Below are 23,150 nucleotides of genomic sequence, written 5' to 3'. Positions count from 1 at the left end.
AAATTTACGCAGGTACCGAAGCTAAGTCAATAGCAGGGTTGAAGTTTTTTCAAAACAGTTTCAAACGGCACCCGCAACAGCACTTACGTATAAATCATTTTCTTGGTCATGCCACCGTCCACCACGAACTCCTGCCCCGTGACAAAACCGGCATTGCGCGACAACAGCCACGCCACCATCGCCGCCACATCCTCTACAGTGCCTACCCTGCCCGCTGGATGCTGGGCGTGATCGGCGTCGGTCAGCGGCTGTGCGCGACGCTGGGAGGGATCGCGCGCGTCGATCCAGCCAGGGCTGACGGCGTTGACGCGGATCTCCGGCCCAAGGCTGATGGCCAGGGCATGAGTCAGGGCCAGCAAGCCGCCCTTGCTCGCCGCATAAGCTTCGGTGTCGGGTTCCGATTGCGCGGCGCGGGTCGAGGCCAGGTTGACGATGGCGCCGTTGTGGGCACGCAGATACGGCGCGCAGTGCTTGGCCAGCAGCATCGGCCCACCCAGGTTCACCGCCAGGACCCGATTCCAATAAGCCAGGTCCAGGCTTTCCAGGGTGATGTTGTGCGGATCGGCGATGGCTGCGTTGCACACCAGGGCGTCGAGCCGCCCGAACTGCCCGAGCACCTCGGCGATACCGGTGGCGACCTGCGCCTCGTCCGCCACATCCATGGCGATGAACCAGGCATTGTCGCCCAGGGTCTTCGCCACCTTGGAACCGCGCTCGCGATCCAGGTCGGTCAGCACCACCTGCCAGCCTTCACAGATCAACCAGGCAGCGATGCCCAGGCCGATGCCCCGTGCGGCGCCCGTAACCAGTGCAACCCGGCCATGAGTGCCGCTCGGCGGCGTAGCCAGCTCGATCACAAGGCCGCCAACCCGCGGGCCAGGTCGGCTTGCAGGTCGGCCACGTCTTCCAGACCGACCGCAACGCGGATCAGGCTGTCACGAATACCCGCCGATTCACGTTCCTGGGGCGACAGGCGACCGTGGGACGTGGTGCTCGGGTGGGTGATGGTGGTCTTGCTGTCACCCAGGTTGGCGGTGATGGAAATCAACCGGGTCGCATCAATGAAGCGCCAGGCGCCCTCCTTGCCCCCCTTGACCTCAAAGCTCACCACCGCACCGAAACCGCGTTGCTGACGCAAGGCCAGGTCGTGTTGCGGATGGCTCTTGAGGCCGGCGTAATGCACTTTCTCGATGCCGTCCTGCTGCTCCAGCCACTCGGCCAAGGCCTGGGCATTGGCGCAATGGGCTTTCATGCGCAGGCCGAGGGTTTCCAGGCCCTTGAGGAAGACCCAGGCGTTGAACGGGCTGAGGGTGGGGCCTGCGGTGCGCAAAAAGCCCACCACTTCCTTCATCTGCTCGCTACGACCGGCCACCACGCCCCCCATGCAACGGCCCTGGCCGTCGATGAACTTGGTCGCCGAATGCACCACCACGTCCGCACCCAGTTTCAGCGGTTGTTGCAGCGCCGGGGTACAGAAGCAGTTATCGACCACCAGCATGGCGCCCTTGGCGTGGGCGATTTCCGCCAGCGCGGCGATGTCCACCAGTTCGGCCAGGGGGTTGGAAGGCGATTCGACGAACAGCAGCTTGGTATTGGCCTTGATTGCCGCATCCCAAGCGGACAGGTCCGCCAGGGGTACGTAATCGACTTCCACGCCGAAACGCTTGAAGTACTTTTCGAACAGGCTGATGGTCGAGCCGAAGACGCTGCGCGACACCAGTACGTGGTCGCCAGCGCTGCACAGGCTCATCACCACGGCCATGATCGCGGCCATGCCGGTGGCAGTGGCCACGGCTTGCTCGGCGCCTTCCAGGGCGGCGATGCGCTCCTCGAAAGCCCGCACGGTCGGGTTGGTGTAGCGCGAGTAAACGTTACCCGGCACCTCGCCGGCAAACCGTGCGGCTGCATCGGCAGCGGTGCGGAACACATAGCTGGAGGTGAAAAACATCGGCTCGCCATGTTCGGCTTCCGGTGTACGGTGCTGACCCGCGCGAACCGCCAGGGTATCGAACGCTACGCCTTCAAGGTCGCTGTTCAGCCGACCGGCATCCCAATCCTGACTCATGCTGTCACTCCTGAAATCGGTTAAAACGCAAACCGGCCCCTCAGGGCCGGTTGGTTAATCAATTGTTGTACAGATCGATGATCGCGCTGACCGCCTGAGTCTTGGCCTTGGACGCATCGTTACGTGCGTTCTCGATCTTGTTCAGGTAGGCCTCGTCGATGTCGCCGGTGACGTACTTGCCGTCGAATACCGCGCAATCGAAGTGCTCGATCTTGATCTTGCCGCCACCGACCGCTTCGATCAAGTCCGGCAGGTCCTGGTAGATCAACCAGTCGGCACCGATCAGGTCGGCCACGTCCTGGGTGGTACGGTTATGAGCGATCAGCTCATGGGCACTCGGCATGTCGATGCCGTAGACGTTAGGGTAGCGCACGGCCGGGGCCGCAGAGCAGAAATACACGTTCTTGGCACCAGCTTCACGGGCCATCTGGATGATCTGCTTGCACGTGGTGCCACGCACGATGGAGTCGTCCACCAGCATCACGTTCTTGCCGCGGAACTCCAGTTCGATGGCGTTGAGCTTCTGGCGTACGGACTTTTTCCGTGCAGCCTGACCCGGCATGATGAAGGTCCGGCCAATGTAGCGGTTCTTCACGAAGCCTTCGCGGAACTTGACGCCCAGGTGGTTCGCCAGCTCCAGGGCCGCGGTGCGGCTGGTGTCCGGGATCGGGATGACCACGTCGATGTCATGGTCCGGACGCTCGCGCAGGATCTTGTCGGCCAGTTTTTCACCCATGCGCAGGCGGGCCTTGTAGACCGAGACGCCGTCGATGATCGAGTCCGGACGCGCCAGGTAGACGTGCTCGAAGATGCATGGGGTCAGGGACGGGTTGGTCGCGCACTGACGGGTGTGCAGCTTGCCGTCTTCAGTGATGTAGACCGCTTCGCCCGGGGCCAGGTCGCGAATCAGGGTGAAGCCCAGCACGTCCAGGGACACGCTTTCGGAGGCGATCATGTATTCGACGCCTTCATCAGTGTGGCGCTGGCCGAATACGATCGGGCGGATACCGTGGGGATCGCGGAAACCGACGATGCCGTAGCCGGTGATCATCGCCACCACCGCATAGCCGCCCACGCAACGGTTGTGCACGTCGGTCACGGCGGCGAACACGTCTTCTTCGGTAGGCTGCAGCTTGCCGCGCTGGGCCAGCTCATGAGCGAAGACGTTGAGCATCACTTCCGAGTCGGAATTGGTGTTGACGTGGCGCAAGTCAGATTCGTAGATCTCCTTGGCCAGTTGCTCGACGTTGGTCAGGTTGCCGTTGTGCGCCAGGGTGATGCCGTACGGCGAGTTGACGTAGAACGGCTGGGCTTCAGCCGACGTCGAGCTGCCCGCGGTCGGGTAGCGCACGTGGCCGATACCCATGTGACCGACCAGGCGCTGCATATGGCGCTGGTGGAACACATCACGCACCAGGCCGTTGTCCTTGCGCAGGAATAACCGGCCGTCATGGCTGGTCACGATACCGGCAGCGTCCTGGCCGCGGTGCTGGAGCACGGTTAGCGCGTCATACAGCGCCTGATTGACGTTCGACTTACCGACGATACCGACGATGCCACACATGCGACGCAACCCCTACTTAATGGATCTGAACTGAACAACACTTACTGCGGCGTTTTGGCCATCGGCAAGAGGTGTTCCTTGAACGGTATTTCAGCGGGTACGCTGATACCGCTGGCAAGCCACTGACTGCTCCAACCCAGGATCAGGTTTTTGGACCAGTCTGCGACCAATAGAAATTGTGGCACGAGCCGGGACTCCTGCCACCACGTATCCTGCTGTACCGGCCCCAGGCTCAAGAGCCCGACGGCCACGACCACCAGCAACGCGCCACGCGCCGCGCCAAAGGCCATGCCCAGGAACCGGTCCGTCCCGGAAAGCCCGGTGACGCGAATCAGTTCGCCGATCAGATAATTGATCATTGCGCCAACCAGCAAGGTGGCGATAAACAAGATGGCACAGCCCGCGATCACGCGAGCCGACGGAGTTTCGATGTATCCGGCGAGGTACTGGGACAGCGAACCACCAAACATCCAGGCTACGACTCCCGCGATGATCCAGGTCAGCAGCGAGAGGGCTTCCTTGACGAAGCCGCGGCTCAGACTGATCAATGCGGAGATGGCGACGATCGCAACGATCGCCCAGTCAACCCAGGTAAATGGCACGGTGCAGCCTACAGACGGATAAGGCGGCGCATTTTAGCAGAGCGCAGGGCTGTCGGTAAGCTGCGTGATTCAAATCAGCCAAATCGCTGTCAGCCGCGCTCTGGCTGGAAGCGCACCACGAAACCCTTGAGGTTCTGCTGGCGGCTGAGCAGGTCACGCAGGCGGTCGGCCTCGGCACGTTCGATCAGCGGACCGACAAACACTCGGTTCTTGCCATCGGCGGAACGAATGTAGGCGTTGTAGCCCTGGCTACGCAGGGTTTTCTGCAAGTTCTCGGCACTTTCGCGACTGGTCAGGCTGGCCAATTGCACCGACCAACTGACCGACAGGCCATTGGCATCCACACGACTCTGGGTCGTGTCCGGCTTGGTGGGCGCCGCAGTGATCGGCTGGCTCGGGGCCGGCTTGATAGCAGGTGTTGCTGGAACAGGCACCGGCGCGACAGTCGGTTTGCTTGGCGCGGCGGGGGCAGGCGTGGCAGGTGCAGGTGCAATCGGCGTAGAAGGCACCGCAGGCTGCTCAGCCAATTCCTCGTCGCTTGGCACAGGTTCCTGAGGCAACGCCTGGGGCTCGGGCACGACCACTGGCTCAACCTGCACAGGCGGCACCGAAGGCGCCTGGGGCGCGGCCGGCGCGTCGACCGTGACCTGACGCTGCTCGTCCTGACGGGAAAACAGCATCGGCAGGAAAATAACCGCCAGGGCCACCAACACCAGGGCCCCGACCATGCGCTGCTTGTACGCCTTATCCAGCAATGCCATCTGCAGCCTCCTCCGTGGAGCGCCGGGCCAACCATTGAAGGGCCTCGGCAACACAAAAAAATGATCCGAACAGCAGGATTTCATCATCAGCCGTTGCCAGGGCGCACTGCCCTTCAAGCGCGGCGGCCACGCTAGCGTAGGCTTGCACTGAAGCGCCGCGGCGCCGCAAGGCTTCCTGCAACTCAACCGCGGTACGCGAGCGCGGCGAATCCAATGGCGTCACCGCCCAATGCTGGACACTAGCACCCAACGCCTCGACAACGCCATCCAGATCCTTGTCGGACAGCAGCCCGAACACCGCCAGCCGCCGCCCTGCCACGGGCCGCCGCGCCAGGCGCTCGGCCAGGTACTGCGCCGCGTGGGGGTTATGGCCGACATCCAGCAACAGGTTCAGGCGCTTGCCTTGCCAATCGAACTGACGACGATCGAGGCGCCCGACCACACGGGTCGCCTGCAGCGCCTGGACGATTTGCCCGGCATCCCATGGCAAGCCCAGCAACAGGTAGGCCTGGAGCGCCAGCGTGGCGTTTTCCATCGGCAGGTCCAGCAAGGGCAGATCGTGCAATTCCACCGGATTGCCCTGCAGGTCGCTGCCGCGCCATTGCCAGTGCTGCTCGGTCATCGCCAGGTCGAAATCCCGCCCGCGCAGAAAGAACGGGCAGTTCAATTCGCGAACCTTGTCCAGCAACGGCTGGGGGGGATTGAGATCGCCACAAAGCGCAGGCGCGCCCTGGCGAAAGATGCCGGCCTTCTCGAAGGCCACGGATTCGCGGGTATCGCCCAGGTAATCGGCATGATCCACGCCAATGCTGGTGACCAGTGCAATGTCCGCATCCACCAGGTTGACCGTATCCAGCCGTCCACCCAGACCAACTTCCAGCACGACCGCATCGAGACCGGCACGGGCAAACAACCAGAACGCCGCCAGGGTGCCCATCTCGAAATAAGTGAGGGTTGTATCGCCTCGCCCGGCTTCCACCGCGGCAAAGGCTTCGCACAGCTGGGCGTCAGTGGCTTCGACGCCGTTCACTTGCACCCGCTCGTTGTAGCGCAGCAGGTGCGGCGAGCTGTAGACACCGACACTCAGCCCCTGGGCCCGCAGCAGCGAAGCCACGAAGGCGCAGGTCGAACCCTTGCCGTTGGTGCCGGTGACGGTGATGACCCGGGGCGCCGGCTTGGCCAGTCCCATGCGGGACGCTACCGTTTGCGAGCGCTCCAACCCCATGTCGATGGCCGATGGATGCAACTGCTCGAGGTAGGCAAGCCAGTCGCCCAGGGTGCGTTGGGTCATAGCCCGGCAGGCACTGGCGGAACCACGATCGGCTCGATCGGTGCGGCGACGAATTTCGGCGTCGGCAGACCCATCAGTTGTGCCAGCAGGTTGCCCAGGCGCGGACGCAGCTCCTGGCGATGGATGATCATGTCGATGGCGCCGTGCTCCAGCAGGAACTCACTGCGCTGGAAACCTTCCGGCAGTTTTTCACGCACGGTCTGTTCAATTACACGAGGGCCGGCAAAGCCGATCAGGGCTTTTGGCTCGCCGACGATCACGTCACCCAGCATCGCCAGACTGGCGGAAACACCGCCATAGACCGGGTCGGTCAGCACCGAGATGAACGGAATGCCTTCTTCGCGCAGACGCGCCAGCACCGCGGAGGTCTTGGCCATTTGCATCAGGGAGATCAGCGCTTCTTGCATCCGCGCACCGCCGGAAGCGGCGAAGCAGATCATCGGGCAACGGTTTTCCAAAGCGTAGTTGGCGGCACGAACGAAGCGCTCACCGACGATGGCGCCCATGGAGCCACCCATGAAGGAGAATTCAAAGGCCGAGACCACCACCGGCATGCCCAGCAGGGTGCCACTCATGGATATCAGGGCGTCTTTTTCGCCGGTCTGCTTCTGGGCAGCGGTGAGGCGATCCTTGTATTTCTTGCCGTCGCGGAATTTCAGGCGGTCCACTGGCTCCAGGTCGGCACCCAGCTCCACGCGACCTTCAGCGTCCAGGAAAATATCGATACGGGCACGCGCGCCGATGCGCATGTGGTGGTTGCACTTGGGGCAAACGTCCAGGGTCTTTTCCAGCTCGGGACGGTACAGCACCGCCTCGCAGGATGGACACTTGTGCCACAGACCTTCAGGCACCGAGCTTTTCTTCACCTCGGAACGCATGATCGAAGGGATCAGTTTGTCTACTAACCAGTTGCTCATGCTTTCTTTCTCCAGTACCGGCGGCCCGAACGCTCTGGTTCGCGGCCCCGCGTATGCCCTTGAGCTAAATTCATTGTGCGGCGAGGGTCGAAAGGCCACCACGATCAGCGCGAAACATGACCTGCGTGCAGCCCAACCTCCTCAGCCATCCCGGCAACCGCTGCACTGCGGTTGCCACTACGCTATCGGCCCACCCGAAGGCGATGCCTGCCTGCTTTGTACAGTGCAGGTATGGACGGCGGCAGTCTGCCAGCCGTCACATTGACTACTGGCTGTTGCGAACAGCAGCCATGAACGCACGAATCTTTGCCGGGTCCTTGATGCCCTTGCCCTGCTCCACCCCGCCGCTCACGTCCACCGCGTAAGGGCGAACCTGGCGAATGGCTGCGGCGACGTTTTCCGCCGTCAGGCCACCGGCCAGGATGATCGGCTTGCCCAGGCCTTGCGGCACCAGCGACCAGTCGAATGCTTCGCCGGTACCGCCGGGAACCCCTTCCACATAGGTGTCCAGCAAAATGCCGCTGGCACTGGCGAAAGCTGCGCAACTGGCGGCGATATCATCCCCGGCCTTGACCCGCAACGCCTTGATGTACGGACGATGCCAGCCTTCGCAATCGGCCGGGGTTTCGTCGCCATGGAACTGCAACAAGCCCAGCGGCACCGCATCGAGTATCTCGCCCAGCTCGCAACGACTGGCATTGACGAACAGGCCCACCGGAGTCACGAACGGCGGCAAAGCCTGGACGATCGCCCTCGCCTGCTGCACCGTCACCGCCCGCGGGCTCTTGGCGTAGAACACCAGCCCGATGGCATCGGCCCCGGCCTCGACCGCCGCCAACGCGTCCTCGACGCGGGTGATCCCGCAAATCTTGCTGCGAACGACCGGCATGGTGGGTAAAACCTCAGGCAAATCCGTGAAAGTCCCGGATGGTAGCAAATGCTGCGGAGGGCGTCAGCCGTCGAGTTCCGAGAAGCCCGTGAGGAAATGTGGCCCGATGTAACGCTCCGGCAGCTCGAACTCATCGCGATACTCGACCTGCACCAGGTACAAGCCAAACGGGTGCGCCGTGACGCCACCGGAGCGGCGGACACGACTGTCGAGCACTTCCTTGATCCATTCCACCGGCCGCTCGCCGGCACCAATGGTCATCAGCACGCCGGCAATGTTGCGCACCATGTGATGCAGGAACGCGCTGGCGCGGATGTCGAGCACGATCATCTTGCCGTGACGAGTCACGCGCAGGTGATGCAACTCTTTGATCGGCGACTTGGCCTGGCACTGGCCGGCACGGAAGGCGCTGAAATCATGGACGCCAACCAGGTATTGCGCGGCCTCGGCCATGCGCTCGACATCCAGTGGGCGGTGATTCCAGGTGATCTCTTCGTTCAGGTGCGCCGGACGGATCTGATCGTTGTAGATCACGTAGCGATACCGCCGGGCGATGGCCTTGAAGCGTGCATGGAAGTGCGCTGGCATCACCTTCGCCCAACTGACGCTGACGTCGTGGGGCAAGTTGATGTTGGCGCCCATCACCCAGGCCTTCATCGAACGCTCGACCTGGGTGTCGAAATGCACCACCTGGCCGCAGGCATGCACGCCGGCATCGGTACGGCCGGCGCAATGCAGCGAAACGGGCGAGTCGGCGACTTTGGACAGCGCATTTTCAAGGGTTTCCTGCACCGTCAATACGCCGGACGCCTGGCGCTGCCAGCCACGGTAGCGCGAGCCTTTGTATTCAACGCCCAAGGCGATCCGGAAAAAGCCGTCGGCCGCCATTTCGGCGGCCGGGTTGTCTATGTTTGCCAAGGAATTACAGCCTGCTGAGGTACGCAAAGGCGGGCATTATAAGGCCGGCGGGGCGGGATGCCAGTGCAACCGATGGTCCTGGGCTGGATTCGAGTGGCGCTATCGCGAGCAAGCTCGCTCCCACAGGGGCTCAGGTGATTTTCAGACCAAGACAAGTCCTTGTGGCGAGGGAGCTTGCTCCCGCTCGAGTGCGCAGCGCTCGCAAAAGTAGCCGGAGCATCACAGGAAGGGCTGCTTCAGCCCAGCGGGAGCAAGCTCCCTCGCCACAAGAGCAGCGTGAATTACCTACAAAAAAAAACGGCAGCCTCACCGGCTGCCGTTTTTGTTTAATCGCTGACTCACGCCAGACGCGACAACATTTCCTGCGCTTCGCTCTTCTGGGTGGCGTCGCCTTCGCTGAGGACTTCGCCGAGGATGTCGCGGGCACCGTCGTTGTCGCCCATGTCGATGTAGGCCTGGGCCAGATCGAGCTTGGTCGCCACTTCGTCGGTACCGCTGAGGAAGTCGAAGTCCGGCTCGTCTTCAGCACCGACCAAGGCATCTTCGGCGGTAAACGTCGGCTGACCCAGAGTGTCGGACAGGCGATCCAGCTCGGCGTTTACATCGTCCAGCTCGGACTCGAAGGCATCCTTGGGCGCATCGTGCGCGTCCATTTCGTCAGACAGGGACAGATCGAAATCCGCCGGCAGCTCAAGATCGTCGGCCGGGGTGTCGGCCACGGCTGGCGCTTCAGTCGCAGGCAAGTCCAGGCCCTTGAGGTCGTCATCGAGGTCCAGCAGGAAGTCTTCATCGTCGAGCGCCGGGATCGGGGTCGGCGCATCGGCGCCCAGGTCCAGGTCGAATTCCGACAGGTCGTCCAGGCTATCGTTGGCTTCAGTCTGCTGCTTGAGCACCGACTCGAAACTCAGGTCGTCGTCTTCCGGGAACGCATCCAACTCAGCGACAGGCTCTGGCGTCGGCGCGACCGGGGCCGCCTCCAGGTCATCCAGGCTCAAGTCAAAGGCGCTGTCCAGCTCCTCGTCGGTAGGCGACTTGTCTTCCAGCAGGTCCTTGACGTACTGCGCGTCCAGCTCTGCTGCCACTGTCGCGGCGGCCAAGCCTGCGGCGGTGGCGACCACCATGGCCGGGAAACGGCTTTTCAGCTGTTCGACCTGGGCGAAGTTTTCGCCATTGGCCACCAATTGGCGTTCCTGGGCAACAAAGGCGTCGCGGTCGCCCTGCTGACCGTAGACTTCCATCAGCTTCAAACGCAGGTCGCTGCGCTGGGGCTCGGCCTTGATGCCTTGCTCAAGCAGGTCGGCAGCCTGGTTCAAGCGGCCGCGGTCGATATGGGACTGGGCCTGGGGCAGCACGTCGTCGGAGCGCTCGGCGGCTGGGGCCACCAATGGCGCCGCGATAGGCGGTGTGACCACTACGGGCGCGACCACCGGAGCCGGCTTGGGTACTGGCGCAGGAGCTGGTGCAGGTTTTGGCTCGAGTTTTACACTAGGCGATGGAACATCAATGCCCTCGAAGCTGCTCGGGGGCAGATCGAGCTCCGGGGAGAAGTCAGCCTCCTCCTCGAGGGCCCGTGCCATGCGCAAGTGCTTTTCCGCTTCCTGTTGGGCCTTGCGACGACGGGCGAGCAACAACAGCAGCAACAGCAGGAGCAGCGCGCCGCCGCCAATCAATCCCAGCAGGATCGGATTGGTCAGCAGGTCGTTGTATTTTTGCGCGTTGGACGCGGCAGGCGTCGGCTCGACCGCAGTGGCAGGCGGCGTCGCCTCTGGGGTCGCTTCTGGCGCAGGTGCAGCCGTCGGGGCTTGTGCCGCTGGCGCGGGGGTCAGCTCGGCGGACATTGCAGGAGGCGCCTCGCCAGCAGGAGGAACGGCGACACCTTCAGCCTGCATCTTGGCCAGTTGATTGTTCTTCAGCTCGATCAGGCGCTGCAGTTTGTCCAGCTGGCTCTGCAGATCCGCCATGCGGCTTTTCAGTTCTTCGTTATCCCGGCGAGCCGAATCGAGGCTTTCCTGGGTGACCGCAAGCTTGTTGGAGAGCGCCTGGGCATCGCCGGCAGCCCCCTTGCCCTTGCCGCCCGCCTTCGCTGAGTCAGCCGACACCAGGCTCAAGTTGTCGCGACCGGCAGCCTGTGCCGGCGCGCCTTCACCACGGCCACGCTTAGTGGCATCCAACTGCTGCTTGCCAGCACCCGCCACGCCACGACGACCCGAACGCCAGGCGGCGTTCTGCGCAGCCACTTCAGCGATGGCCTGGGGTTGTGGCAATGCAGTGCTTTGCACCGGGTCCGGCAGGCGCAACACCTGACCGGTCTTGAGCAGGTTGATGTTGCCGTTGATGAACGCGTCAGGGTTCAACGCCTGGATCGCCAGCATGGTTTGCTGGACCGACCCACCGTTGCGCGCCTTGGCGGCGATTTCCCACAGAGTATCGCGCGGCGTGGTGGTGTATTGCGAAGGCTTGGTGGCCCCGGTGACCGGCGTGGACACGACCTGAGGCGGTTTCGCCCCGGCGGCGTCGGCGGCCTGTGGCGAGAATTTGGAGGGATCGAGCAATACGCTGTAGTCGCGCAGCAGACGGCCGTTAGGCCACATCACCTGCACCAGGAACTTGACCATGGGTTCGGACAGCGGCCGGCTGGACGTTACCCGCAGGACGCTCTTGCCATTGGCGTTGATCACCGGGGTGAAGCTCAGGTCATTGAGAAAGGCCTGGCGGTCGACGCCGGCCTTGGCGAAGTCATCGGGCGAGGCCAGGCTCGGCACCACTTCGGCGGCGGTCAGTTGCTGGACGTCGAGCAACTCGATCTCGGCGACCAGAGGCTGGTTCGGCGTCGACTTCAGGGTCAATTCCCCGAGCCCGAGCGCTTGCGCCATACCGGAGGACAGCGCCGAGGCGGCCGCTATTGCTAACACCAGTTTGCGAACTTGAACCATAGCCTCTTCCTTTGTTTGAACATTCCTCGGCCAGCGAGAAGGTATTGATGCCGCTGCCGTAAGGCATTGCGCGCAGCCCCGATGGTGACGGTGCGCGCGATCATTTCACTCATGCCCCGGGAAAGTCCCCCAGAGGGATGTTCGCCTTCAGCACTCCGGCCAAGCATAGCGCCCAGCTAGAATCATTCGACAAATTGATGCCAAGTATCTTTTACAGCAAGTCTTTTATCAACAACTCAGCCACCTGCACGGCATTGAGGGCCGCGCCCTTGCGCACGTTATCTGACGTCAGCCACATATTTAGTTCCGCCGGATCGTCGATCCCACCGCGTACACGACCAACGTAGACCACATCCTGCCCCACCGCATCGCCCACCGCCGTCGGATAATCGCCCGCCTCCACCAGCTCGATACCGGCTGCCGCTTCCAACGCCGCGTTGACCTTGGCCAGGTCGATGGGACTCGCAGACTGCACAGTCACGCTAAAGCTATCGCCAAAAAACACCGGGGCTTGAATGCAAGTGACGGAAATCTTTAACAAAGGTTGATTCAGCACCTGGCGCAACTCGCGGACCAGGCGTTTTTCCAGCTGCGTATGGCCCTGCTCGTCCGGGGTGCCGACCTGGGCCAGGAGGTTGAACGCCATCTGCCGATCAAAGAATTTCGGCTCCAGTGGACGGGCGTTGAGCAGCTCGGCGGTCTGGCGCGCCAATTCGCTCACGGCCACGCGGCCCTGGGCCGACACCGCGAGGCTGGCGGTCAGGCTGATGCGCTGCAAGTCCAGGCATTCGCGCAGCGGCGCCAGCACGACCGCCAAGGCCGTGGCCGACGCGCTGGGGCTGCTGACCTGCAACGGCTTGCTCAAACCGGCGAGCACCTGGGCGTTGGCTTCCGGCACGATCTGCGGCGCCTGCTCGGGCGGCAAGGCGCCGGACAGGTCGATCAGCGCACAGCCAGCCGCCGTGGCCCGCGGGGCGAAACTCAGGGTCACCGCTGGACCTGCGGCGAAGAACACCAGTTGGACTTTGCTGAAATCGAATTCGTCGACTTCGCGCACCCGCACGTTTTTGCCGCGGAACATCACCGAGCTGCCTGCCGATTCGCTGCTGGCCAACAGGTGCAGGTTACCGACCGGGAAATCCCGCTCTTCGAGAATCTGGACGAGGGTTTCGCCGACAGTACCGGTGGCGCCGATCACGGCAATATCAAAGGACTGGCTCATGGGTCTACCTCAGGTAAAACGTGGGGAGCGGCACTTTACCGGGTGGTGGGTATGCAGGCAATTGGCCGGAGGGTTTGCAGTGCCTGGGCTGGCCTCATCGCGAGCAGGCTCGCTCCCACATGGGATCTTCAGAGACCACAAAACCTGTGGGAGCGAGCTTGCTCGCGATCGGGCCAGCCCAGGCACACAACTGCCCCCAATAAAAAACCCGCACCTCTCACAAGGCACGGGTTCTTTCACAGCAGTAATCGATCAACGCTCGAGCAGGATCCGCAGCATGCGACGCAGCGGTTCGGCCGCGCCCCACAGCAGTTGGTCGCCGACGGTGAAGGCACCGACGAATTGCGAACCCATGTTCAGTTTGCGCAAACGACCCACCGGTACGTTCAGGGTGCCGGTGACCTTGGTCGGGCTCAGCTCCTGCATGCTGATTTCGCGATTGTTCGGCACCAGCTTGACCCAAGGGTTGTGCTGGCTGATCAACCCTTCGATGTCGGCGATCGGCACGTCTTTGTTCAGCTTGATGGTCAGCGCCTGGCTGTGGCAGCGCATGGCGCCGATGCGCACGCAGATGCCGTCCACCGGAATCGGGCTCTTGAAGCGACCCAGGATCTTGTTGGTTTCGGCCTGGGCCTTCCACTCTTCGCGGCTCTGGCCGTTGGGCAGTTCCTTGTCGATCCAGGGGATCAGGCTGCCGGCCAGCGGTACGCCGAAGTTCTCGGTCGGGTAGGCATCGCTGCGCATCGCCTCGGCGACCTTGCGGTCGATGTCGAGGATGGCACTGGCCGGGTTGGCCAGGTCATCGGCGACAGCGGCGTGGGTGGCGCCCATCTGCTTGATCAGCTCACGCATGTTCTGCGCGCCGGCACCGGACGCCGCCTGGTAAGTCATGGCGCTCATCCACTCCACCAGCCCGGCTTCGAACAGGCCGCCCAGGCCCATCAACATCAGGCTGACGGTGCAGTTGCCGCCGATGTAGTTCTTGGTGCCCGCGTCCAGCTGCTGGTCGATGACCTTGCGGTTCACCGGGTCGAGGACGATCACCGCGTCGTCCTGCATGCGCAGGCTGGAAGCGGCGTCGATCCAGTAACCCTGCCAGCCGGCTTCACGCAGCTTGGGGAAGACTTCGCTGGTGTAGTCGCCACCCTGGCAGGTCAGAATCACGTCGAGGGTCTTGAGCTCTTCGATGCTGTAGGCATCCTTGAGCGCACCGGTGTCCTTGCCGACGGACGGGCCCTGGCCACCGACATTGGAAGTGGTGAAAAACACCGGCTCAATGAGATCGAAATCCTGCTCTTCCAGCATTCGCTGCATGAGCACGGAACCGACCATGCCGCGCCAACCGATCAGACCTACACGTTTCATCGCAACTACACCTATACAAAAGTGGGCCACCGTCGGAGCGGTGGGCCCGAAAGATTACAGATTCCGCAGCGCGGCGACTACTGCATCGCCCATTTGCTGCGTACCGACTTTGGTACAACCTTGCGACCAGATATCACCGGTGCGCAAGCCTTGGTCCAAGACCACGCTGACGGCTTTTTCGATCGCGTCGGCGGCATCGTTCAAGTTGAAGCTGTAGCGCAGCATCATCGACACCGACAGGATGGTCGCCAACGGGTTGGCAATGCCCTGCCCGGCGATGTCCGGCGCCGAACCGTGGCACGGCTCGTACATGCCCTTGTTGTTGGCATCCAGGGAGGCCGACGGCAGCATGCCGATGGAGCCGGTGAGCATCGACGCTTCGTCGGACAGGATGTCGCCGAACATGTTGTCGGTGACGATCACGTCGAACTGCTTCGGCGCACGCACCAGTTGCATGGCGGCGTTGTCGACGTACATGTGGCTCAGCTCGATGTCCGGGTAATCCTTGGCCACCTGCTCGACCACTTCACGCCACAGTTGGCTGGAAGCCAGTACGTTGGCCTTGTCCACCGAGCACAGCTTCTTGCCACGCACGCGGGCCATGTCGAAGCCGACCCGGGCGATACGGCGGATTTCGCTTTCGCTGTACGGCAGGGTGTCGTAGGCCTGGCGTTCGCCATTATCCAGCTCACGGGTGCCACGCGGGGCGCCGAAGTAGATGCCGCCGGTCAGCTCGCGGACGATGAGGATGTCCAGGCCCGCGACGATTTCCGGCTTCAGGCTCGATGCATCGGCCAGTTGCGGGTAGAGAATCGCCGGACGCAGGTTGCCGAACAGGCCCAGTTGCGCGCGAATCTTCAGCAGGCCGCGCTCGGGGCGGATGTCGCGTTCGATCTTGTCCCATTTCGGGCCGCCCACGGCGCCCAGCAGCACGGCATCGGCTACACGGGCACGGTCCAGGGTTTCATCGGCCAGGGGCACGCCGTGCTTGTCGATGGCCGCGCCGCCAATCACGTCGTGGCTGAGTTCGAAGCCCAGGCCGTACTTGTCGTTCGCCAGCTCCAGGACCTTGACCGCTTCGGCCATGATTTCCGGGCCAATGCCATCACCTGGGAGAATCAGAATCTGCTTGCTCATGCTTTCCTCGTTTGTTCTGTCGGCACATGCCTGGGCTTCGTACCCAACGCCTGGCCGGGAAAAATGCTATCGCTCGGCCCACAGCACCAGTACATCTGTACTGAACGAACCATCGGCCTCAATCTCAAAATATTCACGCACTTCGTCACCCATCGCGCGCTGCAGCTGGAGAATCGCCGCCCGCATCACCTCGGGGGTGCGCATGCGCTCGACCCAGGAGCGGTATTCCAGGCGCAGGCGCTGGCGCGAGGTGCTGCGGGTGTGCAACCCCGCTTCGCTGACCTGGCGCAACCACTCGCCGGCAGAATAATCGCGCACGTGGCTGGTGTCGCGCAGCACTTCGATGCTTTGCAGGTAGGTGTCCAGCAACGGCGTGCCTGGCGACAGGATGTCGATGAACGCCATCACCCCGCCCGGTTTGAGCACCCGGCGCACTTCCCGCAACGCCAGGCCCAGATCACTCCAATGATGCGCCGAATAGCGGCTGAACACGAAGTCGAACTCAGCGTCGGCGAACGGCAGGTGCTCAGCGGCGCCGCATACCGTGCTGATATTGCCCAGGCCACGCTCGGCAGCCGCCGTGGCGACCACGTCGAGCATTTGCTGGGACAAATCATAAGCCACCACTTCACCGGCCAGCGGCGCCACGTGGAAACTCACATGGCCGGCGCCGCACCCCAGGTCCAGCACCCGGGCATCGCCACGGCCGGCCAATGCAGCTTGTAGCAGCGCGAATTCAGCGCCCTGGGCGTGCACGGCACTGCTCAGATAGGCCGAGGCCTGTTCACCGAATTGCTTTTGTACAACCTGACTGTGGGCGGTGCTGGTCATGGGATGTCCTTGTGGTTTTGTATTGCCTGGGCGGGCCCTATCGCGAGCAAGCTCGCTCCCACAGGGGCTTTGTGAACGCCGCAAATCCAATGTGGGAGCGAGCTTGCTCGCGATGGCGTCTTTACGCCTTACGCAAAATCAAGCATCGCGAAACAACCAAGGCTGGCTCGCCCGGTGCTTGGCCTCGAACGCGGCAATCGCCTCGCCGTCCTGCAAAGTCAGGCCGATATCGTCCAGGCCATTGAGCAGGCAATGCTTGCGGAACGCGTCGATCTCGAAACCCAGCACCTTGCCGTCAGGACGGGTCACGGTCTGGGCGGCCAGGTCGATCTGCAGTTGATAGCCTGGGTTGGCCTCGACCTGCTGGAACAGCTCATCGACGTCAGCATCGCTGAGGATGATCGGCAGCAAGCCGTTCTTGAAGCTGTTGTTGAAGAAGATGTCGGCATAGCTCGGCGCAATGATGCTGCGGAAACCGTACTCTTCCAGGGCCCATGGCGCGTGCTCGCGGCTCGAGCCGCAGCCGAAGTTCTCACGGGCCAGCAACACGCTGGCGCCTTGGTAACGCTCGGCGTTGAGCACGAAATCCTTGTTCAACGGCCGCTTGGAGTTGTCCTGATACGGCTGGCCGACATCCAGGTAACGCCATTCGTCAAACAGGTTCGGGCCGAAACCGGTGCGCTTGATGGACTTCAAGAACTGCTTGGGAATGATCTGGTCGGTGTCGACGTTGGCACGATCCAAAGGCGCGACAAGACCGGTGTGCTGGGTAAAAGCTTTCATGCTGCGCTCCTTCAGATCAATTCGCGGACATCGACGAAACGGCCGTTGACAGCCGCCGCCGCGGCCATGGCCGGGCTCACCAGGTGCGTACGGCCACCGGCGCCCTGACGGCCTTCGAAGTTACGGTTGGAGGTGGAGGCGCAATGCTCGCCCGACTCCAAACGGTCCGGGTTCATCGCCAGGCACATCGAGCACCCCGGCTCACGCCATTCGAAACCGGCCTCGAGGAAAATCTTGTCCAGCCCTTCCGCTTCCGCCTGGGCCTTCACCAGGCCCGAGCCCGGCACCACGATGGCCTGCTTGATGGTCGAAGCAACCTTGCGACCCTTGGCGATCACTGCAGCGGCGCGCAGGTCTTCGATCCGCGAGTTGGTGCAAGAGCCGATGAACACGCGGTCGAGCTGAATGTCGGTGATCGCCTGGTTGGCGCTCAAGCCCATGTATTTCAAGGCGCGGACGATGGAGTCACGCTTGACCAGGTCCATTTCCTTGGCCGGATCCGGTACGTTCTGGTCCACCGCCAACACCATCTCAGGCGAAGTGCCCCAGCTGACTTGCGGCTTGATCTGCGTTGCGTCGAGCTCGACCACGGTGTCGAACTTGGCATCGGCATCGGAGACCAGGTCTTTCCAGGCCTCGACCGCCATGTCCCATTCCACGCCTTTTGGCGAGAACGGACGGCCCTTGACGTATTCCACGGTTTTTTCATCGGCGGCCACCAGGCCAACGCGGGCACCGGCCTCGATGGACATGTTGCAGATGGTCATGCGGCCTTCGACGGACAAGTCGCGGATCGCGCTGCCGGCGAACTCGATGGCATGGCCGTTACCGCCGGCGGTGCCGATCTTGCCGATCACCGCCAGGACGATGTCCTTGGCGGTCACGCCGAACGGCAACTTGCCTTCGACGCGCACCAGCATGTTTTTCATTTTCTTGGCGACCAGGCACTGGGTGGCGAGCACATGCTCCACCTCGGAGGTGCCGATGCCATGGGCCAGGGCCCCGAAAGCACCGTGGGTCGAAGTGTGCGAGTCGCCGCAGACCACGGTCATGCCCGGCAAGGTCGCGCCTTGCTCCGGGCCGATGACGTGGACGATGCCTTGGCGCACATCGTTCATCTTGAATTCGACGATGCCGTATTCGTCACAGTTATCGTCGAGGGTCTGGACCTGCAAGCGCGAGACCTGGTCGGCAATGGCTTCGATGCCGCCCTTGCGCTCCGGCGTGGTCGGTACGTTGTGGTCCGGGGTCGCGATGTTCGCATCGATGCGCCAAGGCTTGCGCCCGGCCAGGCGCAGGCCTTCGAAGGCTTGCGGCGAAGTCACTTCGTGGATGATGTGACGATCGATGTAGATCAGCGCCGAGCCATCGTCGCGCTGCTTGACCAAATGCGAATCCCAGAGCTTGTCGTAGAGCGTTTTGCCGGCCATCAGACGGTTCCTCATCAGCTTGTTTCTATGCCCCGGGCCTTGACCGAATCAATAACCCCTTGGCTTGTGAGGCTGATCCTATGGGGTTACATTAAATAACTCAAATTCATATTTTTCATACTTTGCATAACCAACTGGAATTCGACCGGAACCGCCATGGACCTCGCCAACCTCAATGCCTTTATAGCCATCGCCGAGACGGGCAGTTTCTCCGGCGCCGGCGAACGCCTGCACCTGACCCAGCCAGCCATCAGCAAGCGCATTGCCGGCCTCGAGCAGCAGCTCAAGGTACGCCTGTTCGACCGCCTCGGCCGTGAAGTGGGCCTGACCGAGGCCGGCCGAGCCCTGTTGCCACGGGCCTATCAGATCCTCAACGTGCTGGACGACACCCGCCGTGCCCTGACCAACCTGAGCGGCGAAGTGACCGGACGCCTGACGCTCGCCACCAGCCACCACATCGGCCTGCACCGACTGCCACCGTTATTGCGGGAGTTCACCCGACGCTACCCCCAGGTGGCGCTGGATATCCAGTTCCTGGATTCGGAAGTGGCCTACGAAGAAATCCTCCATGGCCGGGCGGAACTGGCCGTCATCACCCTCGCCCCCGAACCCCACACGTTGGTACGGGCCACGCCGGTGTGGGACGACCCGCTGGATTTCGTGGTCGCCCCGGAGCATGCGCTGCTGGAAAACGGCGCGGTCAGCCTGGCGGACATTGCCTTGCATCCAGCGGTTTTCCCGGGGGGCAACACGTTTACCCATCACATCGTGCGACGGCTGTTCGAAGCCCAGGGCCTGACGCCGAACATCGCCATGAGCACGAATTACCTGGAAACCATAAAAATGATGGTCTCCATCGGCCTGGCCTGGAGCGTTTTGCCGCGCACCATGCTCGACGAACAGGTGGCGCGCATTCCTTTGCCGGGCATACAACTCAGTCGCCAGCTAGGCTATATCTTGCACACCGAACGGACGCTGTCGAACGCCGCACGGGCTTTCATGGCCTTACTGGACGCACAAATCGATTTGCCAGGGACAAGGGCATAGGTTGTGCCGCGCCTGTAGGGCCTGACGCCTGTGCTTTATGCCCTAACCCGCTCAAGGCTCGCTAGATAATGCCCAAACCCGCTGACCACCTCCCGCCCTTGCCACGCATCCAGGCGCTCGACCCGAAACGGTCCGAGCAGAGCTGGGACAGCGCGCCGCAGTTGCTGGCCGCCCTGAACGGTGCGCGGCTGGGGGCCTGGTCGTGGGACATCGACAGCGGGCAAATCAGTTGGTCCCGGGGCACCCAGGCGCTGTTCGGCTTCGATCCGCGCCAGCCATTGCCAGCGGATGTGGATTATCTGGACCTGTTGCTGCCCGAAGACCGGGCCAAGGCCCTGCGTGCCTTTCATGCGGCAGTGGCCGGGGCGCCACTGGAACAGGCGATGCACCACCGCATCGTCTGGCCCGATGGCAGCTTGCACTGGCTGGAGATCAGCGGCAGCGTGCTGCCCGACAAGCATGGTCGCCCGCGCATGATCGGGGTGATCCGCGAAATCACCCATCAGCGCGAGCGGGAACAGGCGCTGCGCAGCTCGGAAAAACGCTTCGCCACGCTCTTTCACCTGTGCCCGAACATGGTTTTGCTGACCCGCCAGGAGGACGGGCTGATCAGCGAGGCCAACCAGTATTTCGAAAGCCTGTTCGGCTGGCCGCTGCACGATGTGATTGGCCGCACCACCCTGGAACTGGGCTTGTGGGTTGACCCCGGGCAACGGGCAAAACTGCTGGAAGCCATCAAGGCCAAGGGCGAACTGGCGAGCATGGAGGTGGAACTGCGGGCGAGCAATGGCCAGATCCACACCGGCTTGCTCAGCGCGCAGAAAGTCGAGCTGGAGGGCCAACCCTACCTGTTGAGCGCCTTTCTCGACACCACCGAGCGCAAACTCGCCGAACAGGCCCTCAAGGACAGCCAGGAACGCCTGGACTTGGCCCTCGACTCGGCGCAACTGGGCACCTGGGACTGGCACATTCCCAGCGGCATGCTCTACGGCTCGGCCCGGGCCGCGCAGCTCCATGGCCTGGAGCCCAAGCCGTTCCACGAATCGTTCGATGCGTTTTTCGAAGGCGTCCCCACGGAAGAGCGCAACAACATGCGCAACGCCTATCGCAGCCTGCGCGAAGGCCCGGCGGGCAATTATCAGTTGACCTACCGCGTGCAACTGCCGGACGGCAGCTCGCGCTACCTGGAAAGCCGCGCCCGCCTCTACCGCAACGACGACGGCAGCCCCTTGCGCATGGCCGGCACCTTGCTGGACATCACCGACCAGGTGGAGCGCGAACAGAGCCTGGCCGCCTCGGAAGAAAAATTCGCCACGCTGTTCCAGGTAAGCCCCGACCCGATCTGCGTCACCCACCTGGACAGCGGCCGGTTCCTCGAGATCAACTCCAGTTTCACCCAGACCTTCGGCTGGACCGCCAGCGACGTGATCGGCCTCGATGCCGACGAAATCGGCCTCTGGGATGCCTCGGGCAGCAGCCTGCAACGCATCGAGCGGGTGATCCGCGAACAATCACTGAACAATGTCGCCATCGTCGTTCACCATAAGAACGGCCAGCCGCTAACCTGCGTGATTTCCAGCCGGCAAATCAACGTCGGCAACCAGCCCTGCATCGTCACCACCTTGCGGGACATCACCCAGCAACAACGCTCCGAAGCCGCCCTCAAGGCCAGCGAAGAGAAATTCGCCAAGGCGTTTCATTCCAGCCCCGACGCCATCACCATCACCGAACTCGAAAGCGGTCGCTACCTTGAGGTCAACGACGGCTTCTGCCGGCTGACCGGCTACCGCGCCGACGAAGTGATCGGGCACACGGTCTACGAAGTGGGGATCTGGGCCGAAGAAAAACAACGCACCGCCCTGCTGGCCGAGCTGCAACTCAAGGGCCGCGTAGTCCACCAGGAGATGCTCGGGCGCAATAAACGGGGGGAAATCCTTACGGTCGAGGTGTCAGTTGAGCCCATCACCCTCAATGAAACGGCGTGCCTGTTGCTGACCGCCCGGGACGTGAGCCTGCTGCGCAATGCCGAAGCCCAGATCCGCCACCTGGCCTACCACGACCCGCTGACCAACCTGCCCAACCGGGCCTTGCTGATGGACCGGCTGAGCCAGCAGATCGCCCTGCTCAAGCGCCACAACCTGCGCGGCGCCCTGCTGTTTCTCGATCTGGATCATTTCAAGCACATCAACGACTCCCTCGGCCACCCGGTGGGCGACACCGTGCTGAAGATCATCACCGCGCGCCTGGAAGCCAGCGTGCGCCTGGAAGACACCGTCGCACGACTGGGCGGCGATGAATTCGTGGTGCTGCTCAGCGGCCTGGAAGGTTCGCGCAACGAAGTCAGCAAGCAAGTGCAAACCCTGGCCGACACCCTGCGCGAACTGCTCTCGGAGCCGATGTTTCTCGATGGCCAGCGCCTGCAGGTCACGCCGAGCATCGGTATTGCGCTGATTCCCGACCACGGCTCCACACCCACCGATTTGCTCAAGCGCGCCGATATTGCGCTGTACCGCGCCAAGGACTCAGGGCGCAACACCTCGCAGATGTTTCACGCCACCATGCAAAAAGCCGCCAGCGAACGGTTGCGCATGGAGACCGACCTGCGCCTGGCCCTGGCCCGTGGTGAGTTCAGCGTGCATTTCCAGCCTCAGGTCGATGCCCGGGACAACCGCATCATCGGTGCCGAAGCCCTGGTGCGCTGGCATCACCCAGACCTGGGCGCCCAGTCGCCCAACGAATTCATCAAAGTGCTGGAGGACAGTGGCCTGATCCTCGAAGTCGGGACCTGGATCCTCGATGAAGCCTGCGACGGCTTCAAGCAACTGATCGCCAAGGGCAAGATCGACCCCCAGCAATTCAGCCTGTGCGTGAACATCAGCCCACGGCAATTCCGCCAGAGCGACTTCGTCGAACGTATCGAAAACAGCCTCATCGCTCACGACCTGCCCTTCTCCCTGCTGAAACTGGAGATCACCGAAGGCATCGTGATCCAGAACCTGGACGACACCATCGCCAAGATGCGCCGACTCAAGAAACTGGGGGTGAGCTTTGCCATGGATGATTTCGGCACCGGTTATTCGTCGCTGACCTACCTCAAGCGCCTGCCGGTAGACACGTTGAAAATCGACCAGTCATTCGTGCGCGACGCCACCAGCGACCCCAACGACGCCGAAATCATCCGCGCCATCGTCGCCATGGCCCGCAGCCTCAACCTGATCATGATTGCCGAAGGCGTGGAGACCCTGGAGCAATTGCAATTCCTGCAAGGGCTTGGTTGTCATTTGTACCAGGGTTATTTGCATAGCCGACCGTTGCCGCTGGAGGCGTTTGAGCGGTTGTTGCCCTAATTTGGAACATGGGGCCTTTATGGCGAGGGGATTTTATGTGGGAGCAAA

18 protein-coding genes are annotated in these 23,150 nt (G+C 62.6%); 2 read left to right on the top strand and 16 right to left on the bottom strand.

Annotated features, from left to right (window positions below):
• Positions 1-83: 83 nt before the first annotated feature.
• From Q7F16_RS12585 to leuC, 16 genes are all read right to left on the bottom strand, one after another.
• Positions 84-857, bottom strand: a complete 774-nt coding sequence (locus Q7F16_RS12585; protein WP_003203835.1) for an SDR family oxidoreductase — start codon at positions 855-857, stop codon at positions 84-86.
• Positions 854-2,065, bottom strand: a complete 1,212-nt coding sequence (locus Q7F16_RS12580; protein WP_046063476.1) for an O-succinylhomoserine sulfhydrylase — start codon at positions 2,063-2,065, stop codon at positions 854-856. The genes Q7F16_RS12585 and Q7F16_RS12580 overlap by 4 nt, the downstream gene beginning before the upstream one ends.
• Before the next feature lie 58 nt (positions 2,066-2,123).
• Positions 2,124-3,629: an amidophosphoribosyltransferase gene (gene purF, locus Q7F16_RS12575; RefSeq protein ID WP_003203840.1), complete on the bottom strand. Its 1,506-nt coding sequence runs from the start codon at positions 3,627-3,629 to the stop codon at positions 2,124-2,126.
• 41 nt (positions 3,630-3,670) lie between these two features.
• Positions 3,671-4,231 (bottom strand): CvpA family protein, encoded by a 561-nt coding sequence (locus Q7F16_RS12570; RefSeq protein ID WP_003179770.1) that lies wholly within the window; start codon positions 4,229-4,231, stop codon positions 3,671-3,673.
• 89 nt (positions 4,232-4,320) lie between these two features.
• Positions 4,321-4,992, bottom strand: coding sequence for an SPOR domain-containing protein (locus tag Q7F16_RS12565; protein ID WP_014337460.1), 672 nt, complete (start codon positions 4,990-4,992; stop codon positions 4,321-4,323).
• Positions 4,976-6,283 carry a bifunctional tetrahydrofolate synthase/dihydrofolate synthase gene (gene folC / locus Q7F16_RS12560; RefSeq protein WP_409556205.1) on the bottom strand — a complete coding sequence of 436 codons (1,308 nt, stop codon included), beginning with the start codon at positions 6,281-6,283 and terminating at the stop codon, positions 4,976-4,978. Before folC ends, Q7F16_RS12565 begins: the two co-directional genes overlap by 17 nt.
• Positions 6,280-7,200, bottom strand: coding sequence for an acetyl-CoA carboxylase, carboxyltransferase subunit beta (gene accD / locus Q7F16_RS12555; protein WP_003203847.1), 921 nt, complete (start codon positions 7,198-7,200; stop codon positions 6,280-6,282). The genes folC and accD overlap by 4 nt, the downstream gene beginning before the upstream one ends.
• A 265-nt stretch (positions 7,201-7,465) precedes the next feature.
• Positions 7,466-8,089, bottom strand: coding sequence for a phosphoribosylanthranilate isomerase (locus Q7F16_RS12550; RefSeq protein ID WP_014337458.1), 624 nt, complete (start codon positions 8,087-8,089; stop codon positions 7,466-7,468).
• A gap of 63 nt (positions 8,090-8,152) precedes the next feature.
• The gene (gene truA / locus Q7F16_RS12545; RefSeq protein WP_018610821.1) at positions 8,153-8,977 is read right to left on the bottom strand and encodes a tRNA pseudouridine(38-40) synthase TruA; all 825 of its coding nucleotides are present in this window, start codon (positions 8,975-8,977) and stop codon (positions 8,153-8,155) included.
• Between the two features lie 368 nt (positions 8,978-9,345).
• Entirely contained in the window at positions 9,346-11,940 is a 2,595-nt protein-coding gene (locus Q7F16_RS12540; protein ID WP_409556204.1) for a FimV/HubP family polar landmark protein, read from the bottom strand.
• 211 nt (positions 11,941-12,151) lie between these two features.
• Entirely contained in the window at positions 12,152-13,162 is a 1,011-nt protein-coding gene (locus Q7F16_RS12535) for an aspartate-semialdehyde dehydrogenase (RefSeq protein WP_409556203.1), read from the bottom strand.
• Between the two features lie 252 nt (positions 13,163-13,414).
• Positions 13,415-14,527, bottom strand: a complete 1,113-nt coding sequence (gene asd, locus Q7F16_RS12530) for an aspartate-semialdehyde dehydrogenase (RefSeq protein ID WP_003203857.1) — start codon at positions 14,525-14,527, stop codon at positions 13,415-13,417.
• A gap of 54 nt (positions 14,528-14,581) precedes the next feature.
• Positions 14,582-15,664, bottom strand: coding sequence for a 3-isopropylmalate dehydrogenase (leuB, locus tag Q7F16_RS12525; protein ID WP_095974437.1), 1,083 nt, complete (start codon positions 15,662-15,664; stop codon positions 14,582-14,584).
• Positions 15,665-15,730: 66 nt separating this feature from the next.
• Positions 15,731-16,495, bottom strand: a complete 765-nt coding sequence (locus Q7F16_RS12520) for a class I SAM-dependent methyltransferase (protein ID WP_046063471.1) — start codon at positions 16,493-16,495, stop codon at positions 15,731-15,733.
• Positions 16,496-16,633: 138 nt separating this feature from the next.
• Positions 16,634-17,278, bottom strand: coding sequence for a 3-isopropylmalate dehydratase small subunit (gene leuD / locus Q7F16_RS12515; protein ID WP_003203864.1), 645 nt, complete (start codon positions 17,276-17,278; stop codon positions 16,634-16,636).
• 11 nt (positions 17,279-17,289) lie between these two features.
• On the bottom strand, positions 17,290-18,708 hold the full coding sequence (leuC, locus tag Q7F16_RS12510) for a 3-isopropylmalate dehydratase large subunit (RefSeq protein ID WP_018612421.1): 1,419 nt from the start codon (positions 18,706-18,708) through the stop codon (positions 17,290-17,292).
• 156 nt (positions 18,709-18,864) lie between these two features.
• On the opposite strand from leuC, the gene Q7F16_RS12505 reads away from it, so the two are divergent.
• Together Q7F16_RS12505 and Q7F16_RS12500 are read left to right on the top strand one after the other, a co-directional pair.
• Entirely contained in the window at positions 18,865-19,755 is an 891-nt protein-coding gene (locus Q7F16_RS12505; protein WP_003203868.1) for a LysR family transcriptional regulator, read from the top strand.
• A 68-nt stretch (positions 19,756-19,823) separates the two neighbouring features.
• Positions 19,824-23,102: an EAL domain-containing protein gene (locus Q7F16_RS12500; RefSeq protein ID WP_046063470.1), complete on the top strand. Its 3,279-nt coding sequence runs from the start codon at positions 19,824-19,826 to the stop codon at positions 23,100-23,102.
• Positions 23,103-23,150: the final 48 nt, after the last annotated feature.

Source organism: Pseudomonas sp. Lb2C2 (assembly GCF_052112205.1).
Classification (GTDB): Bacteria; Pseudomonadota; Gammaproteobacteria; order Pseudomonadales; family Pseudomonadaceae; genus Aquipseudomonas; species Aquipseudomonas kilonensis.
This window is presented reverse-complemented; position numbering and strand designations above follow the sequence as displayed.

Excerpts from the sequence above, each read along its gene's own strand:
- truA (WP_018610821.1), bottom strand. The coding sequence starts at position 8,977 with ATGGCGGCCGACGGCTTTTTCCGGATCGCCTTGGGCGTTGAATACAAA.
- leuD (WP_003203864.1), bottom strand. The coding sequence starts at position 17,278 with ATGAAAGCTTTTACCCAGCACACCGGTCTTGTCGCGCCTTTGGATCGT.
- Q7F16_RS12505 (WP_003203868.1), top strand. The coding sequence starts at position 18,865 with ATGGACCTCGCCAACCTCAATGCCTTTATAGCCATCGCCGAGACGGGC.
- purF (WP_003203840.1), bottom strand. The coding sequence starts at position 3,629 with ATGTGTGGCATCGTCGGTATCGTCGGTAAGTCGAACGTCAATCAGGCG.
- asd (WP_003203857.1), bottom strand. The coding sequence starts at position 14,527 with ATGAAACGTGTAGGTCTGATCGGTTGGCGCGGCATGGTCGGTTCCGTG.
- Q7F16_RS12540 (WP_409556204.1), bottom strand. The coding sequence starts at position 11,940 with ATGGTTCAAGTTCGCAAACTGGTGTTAGCAATAGCGGCCGCCTCGGCG.
- Q7F16_RS12535 (WP_409556203.1), bottom strand. The coding sequence starts at position 13,162 with ATGAGCCAGTCCTTTGATATTGCCGTGATCGGCGCCACCGGTACTGTC.
- Q7F16_RS12520 (WP_046063471.1), bottom strand. The coding sequence starts at position 16,495 with ATGACCAGCACCGCCCACAGTCAGGTTGTACAAAAGCAATTCGGTGAA.
- Q7F16_RS12550 (WP_014337458.1), bottom strand. The coding sequence starts at position 8,089 with ATGCCGGTCGTTCGCAGCAAGATTTGCGGGATCACCCGCGTCGAGGAC.
- Q7F16_RS12500 (WP_046063470.1), top strand. The coding sequence starts at position 19,824 with ATGCCCAAACCCGCTGACCACCTCCCGCCCTTGCCACGCATCCAGGCG.
- folC (WP_409556205.1), bottom strand. The coding sequence starts at position 6,283 with ATGACCCAACGCACCCTGGGCGACTGGCTTGCCTACCTCGAGCAGTTG.
- leuC (WP_018612421.1), bottom strand. The coding sequence starts at position 18,708 with ATGGCCGGCAAAACGCTCTACGACAAGCTCTGGGATTCGCATTTGGTC.
- leuB (WP_095974437.1), bottom strand. The coding sequence starts at position 15,664 with ATGAGCAAGCAGATTCTGATTCTCCCAGGTGATGGCATTGGCCCGGAA.
- accD (WP_003203847.1), bottom strand. The coding sequence starts at position 7,200 with ATGAGCAACTGGTTAGTAGACAAACTGATCCCTTCGATCATGCGTTCC.
- Q7F16_RS12565 (WP_014337460.1), bottom strand. The coding sequence starts at position 4,992 with ATGGCATTGCTGGATAAGGCGTACAAGCAGCGCATGGTCGGGGCCCTG.
- Q7F16_RS12580 (WP_046063476.1), bottom strand. The coding sequence starts at position 2,065 with ATGAGTCAGGATTGGGATGCCGGTCGGCTGAACAGCGACCTTGAAGGC.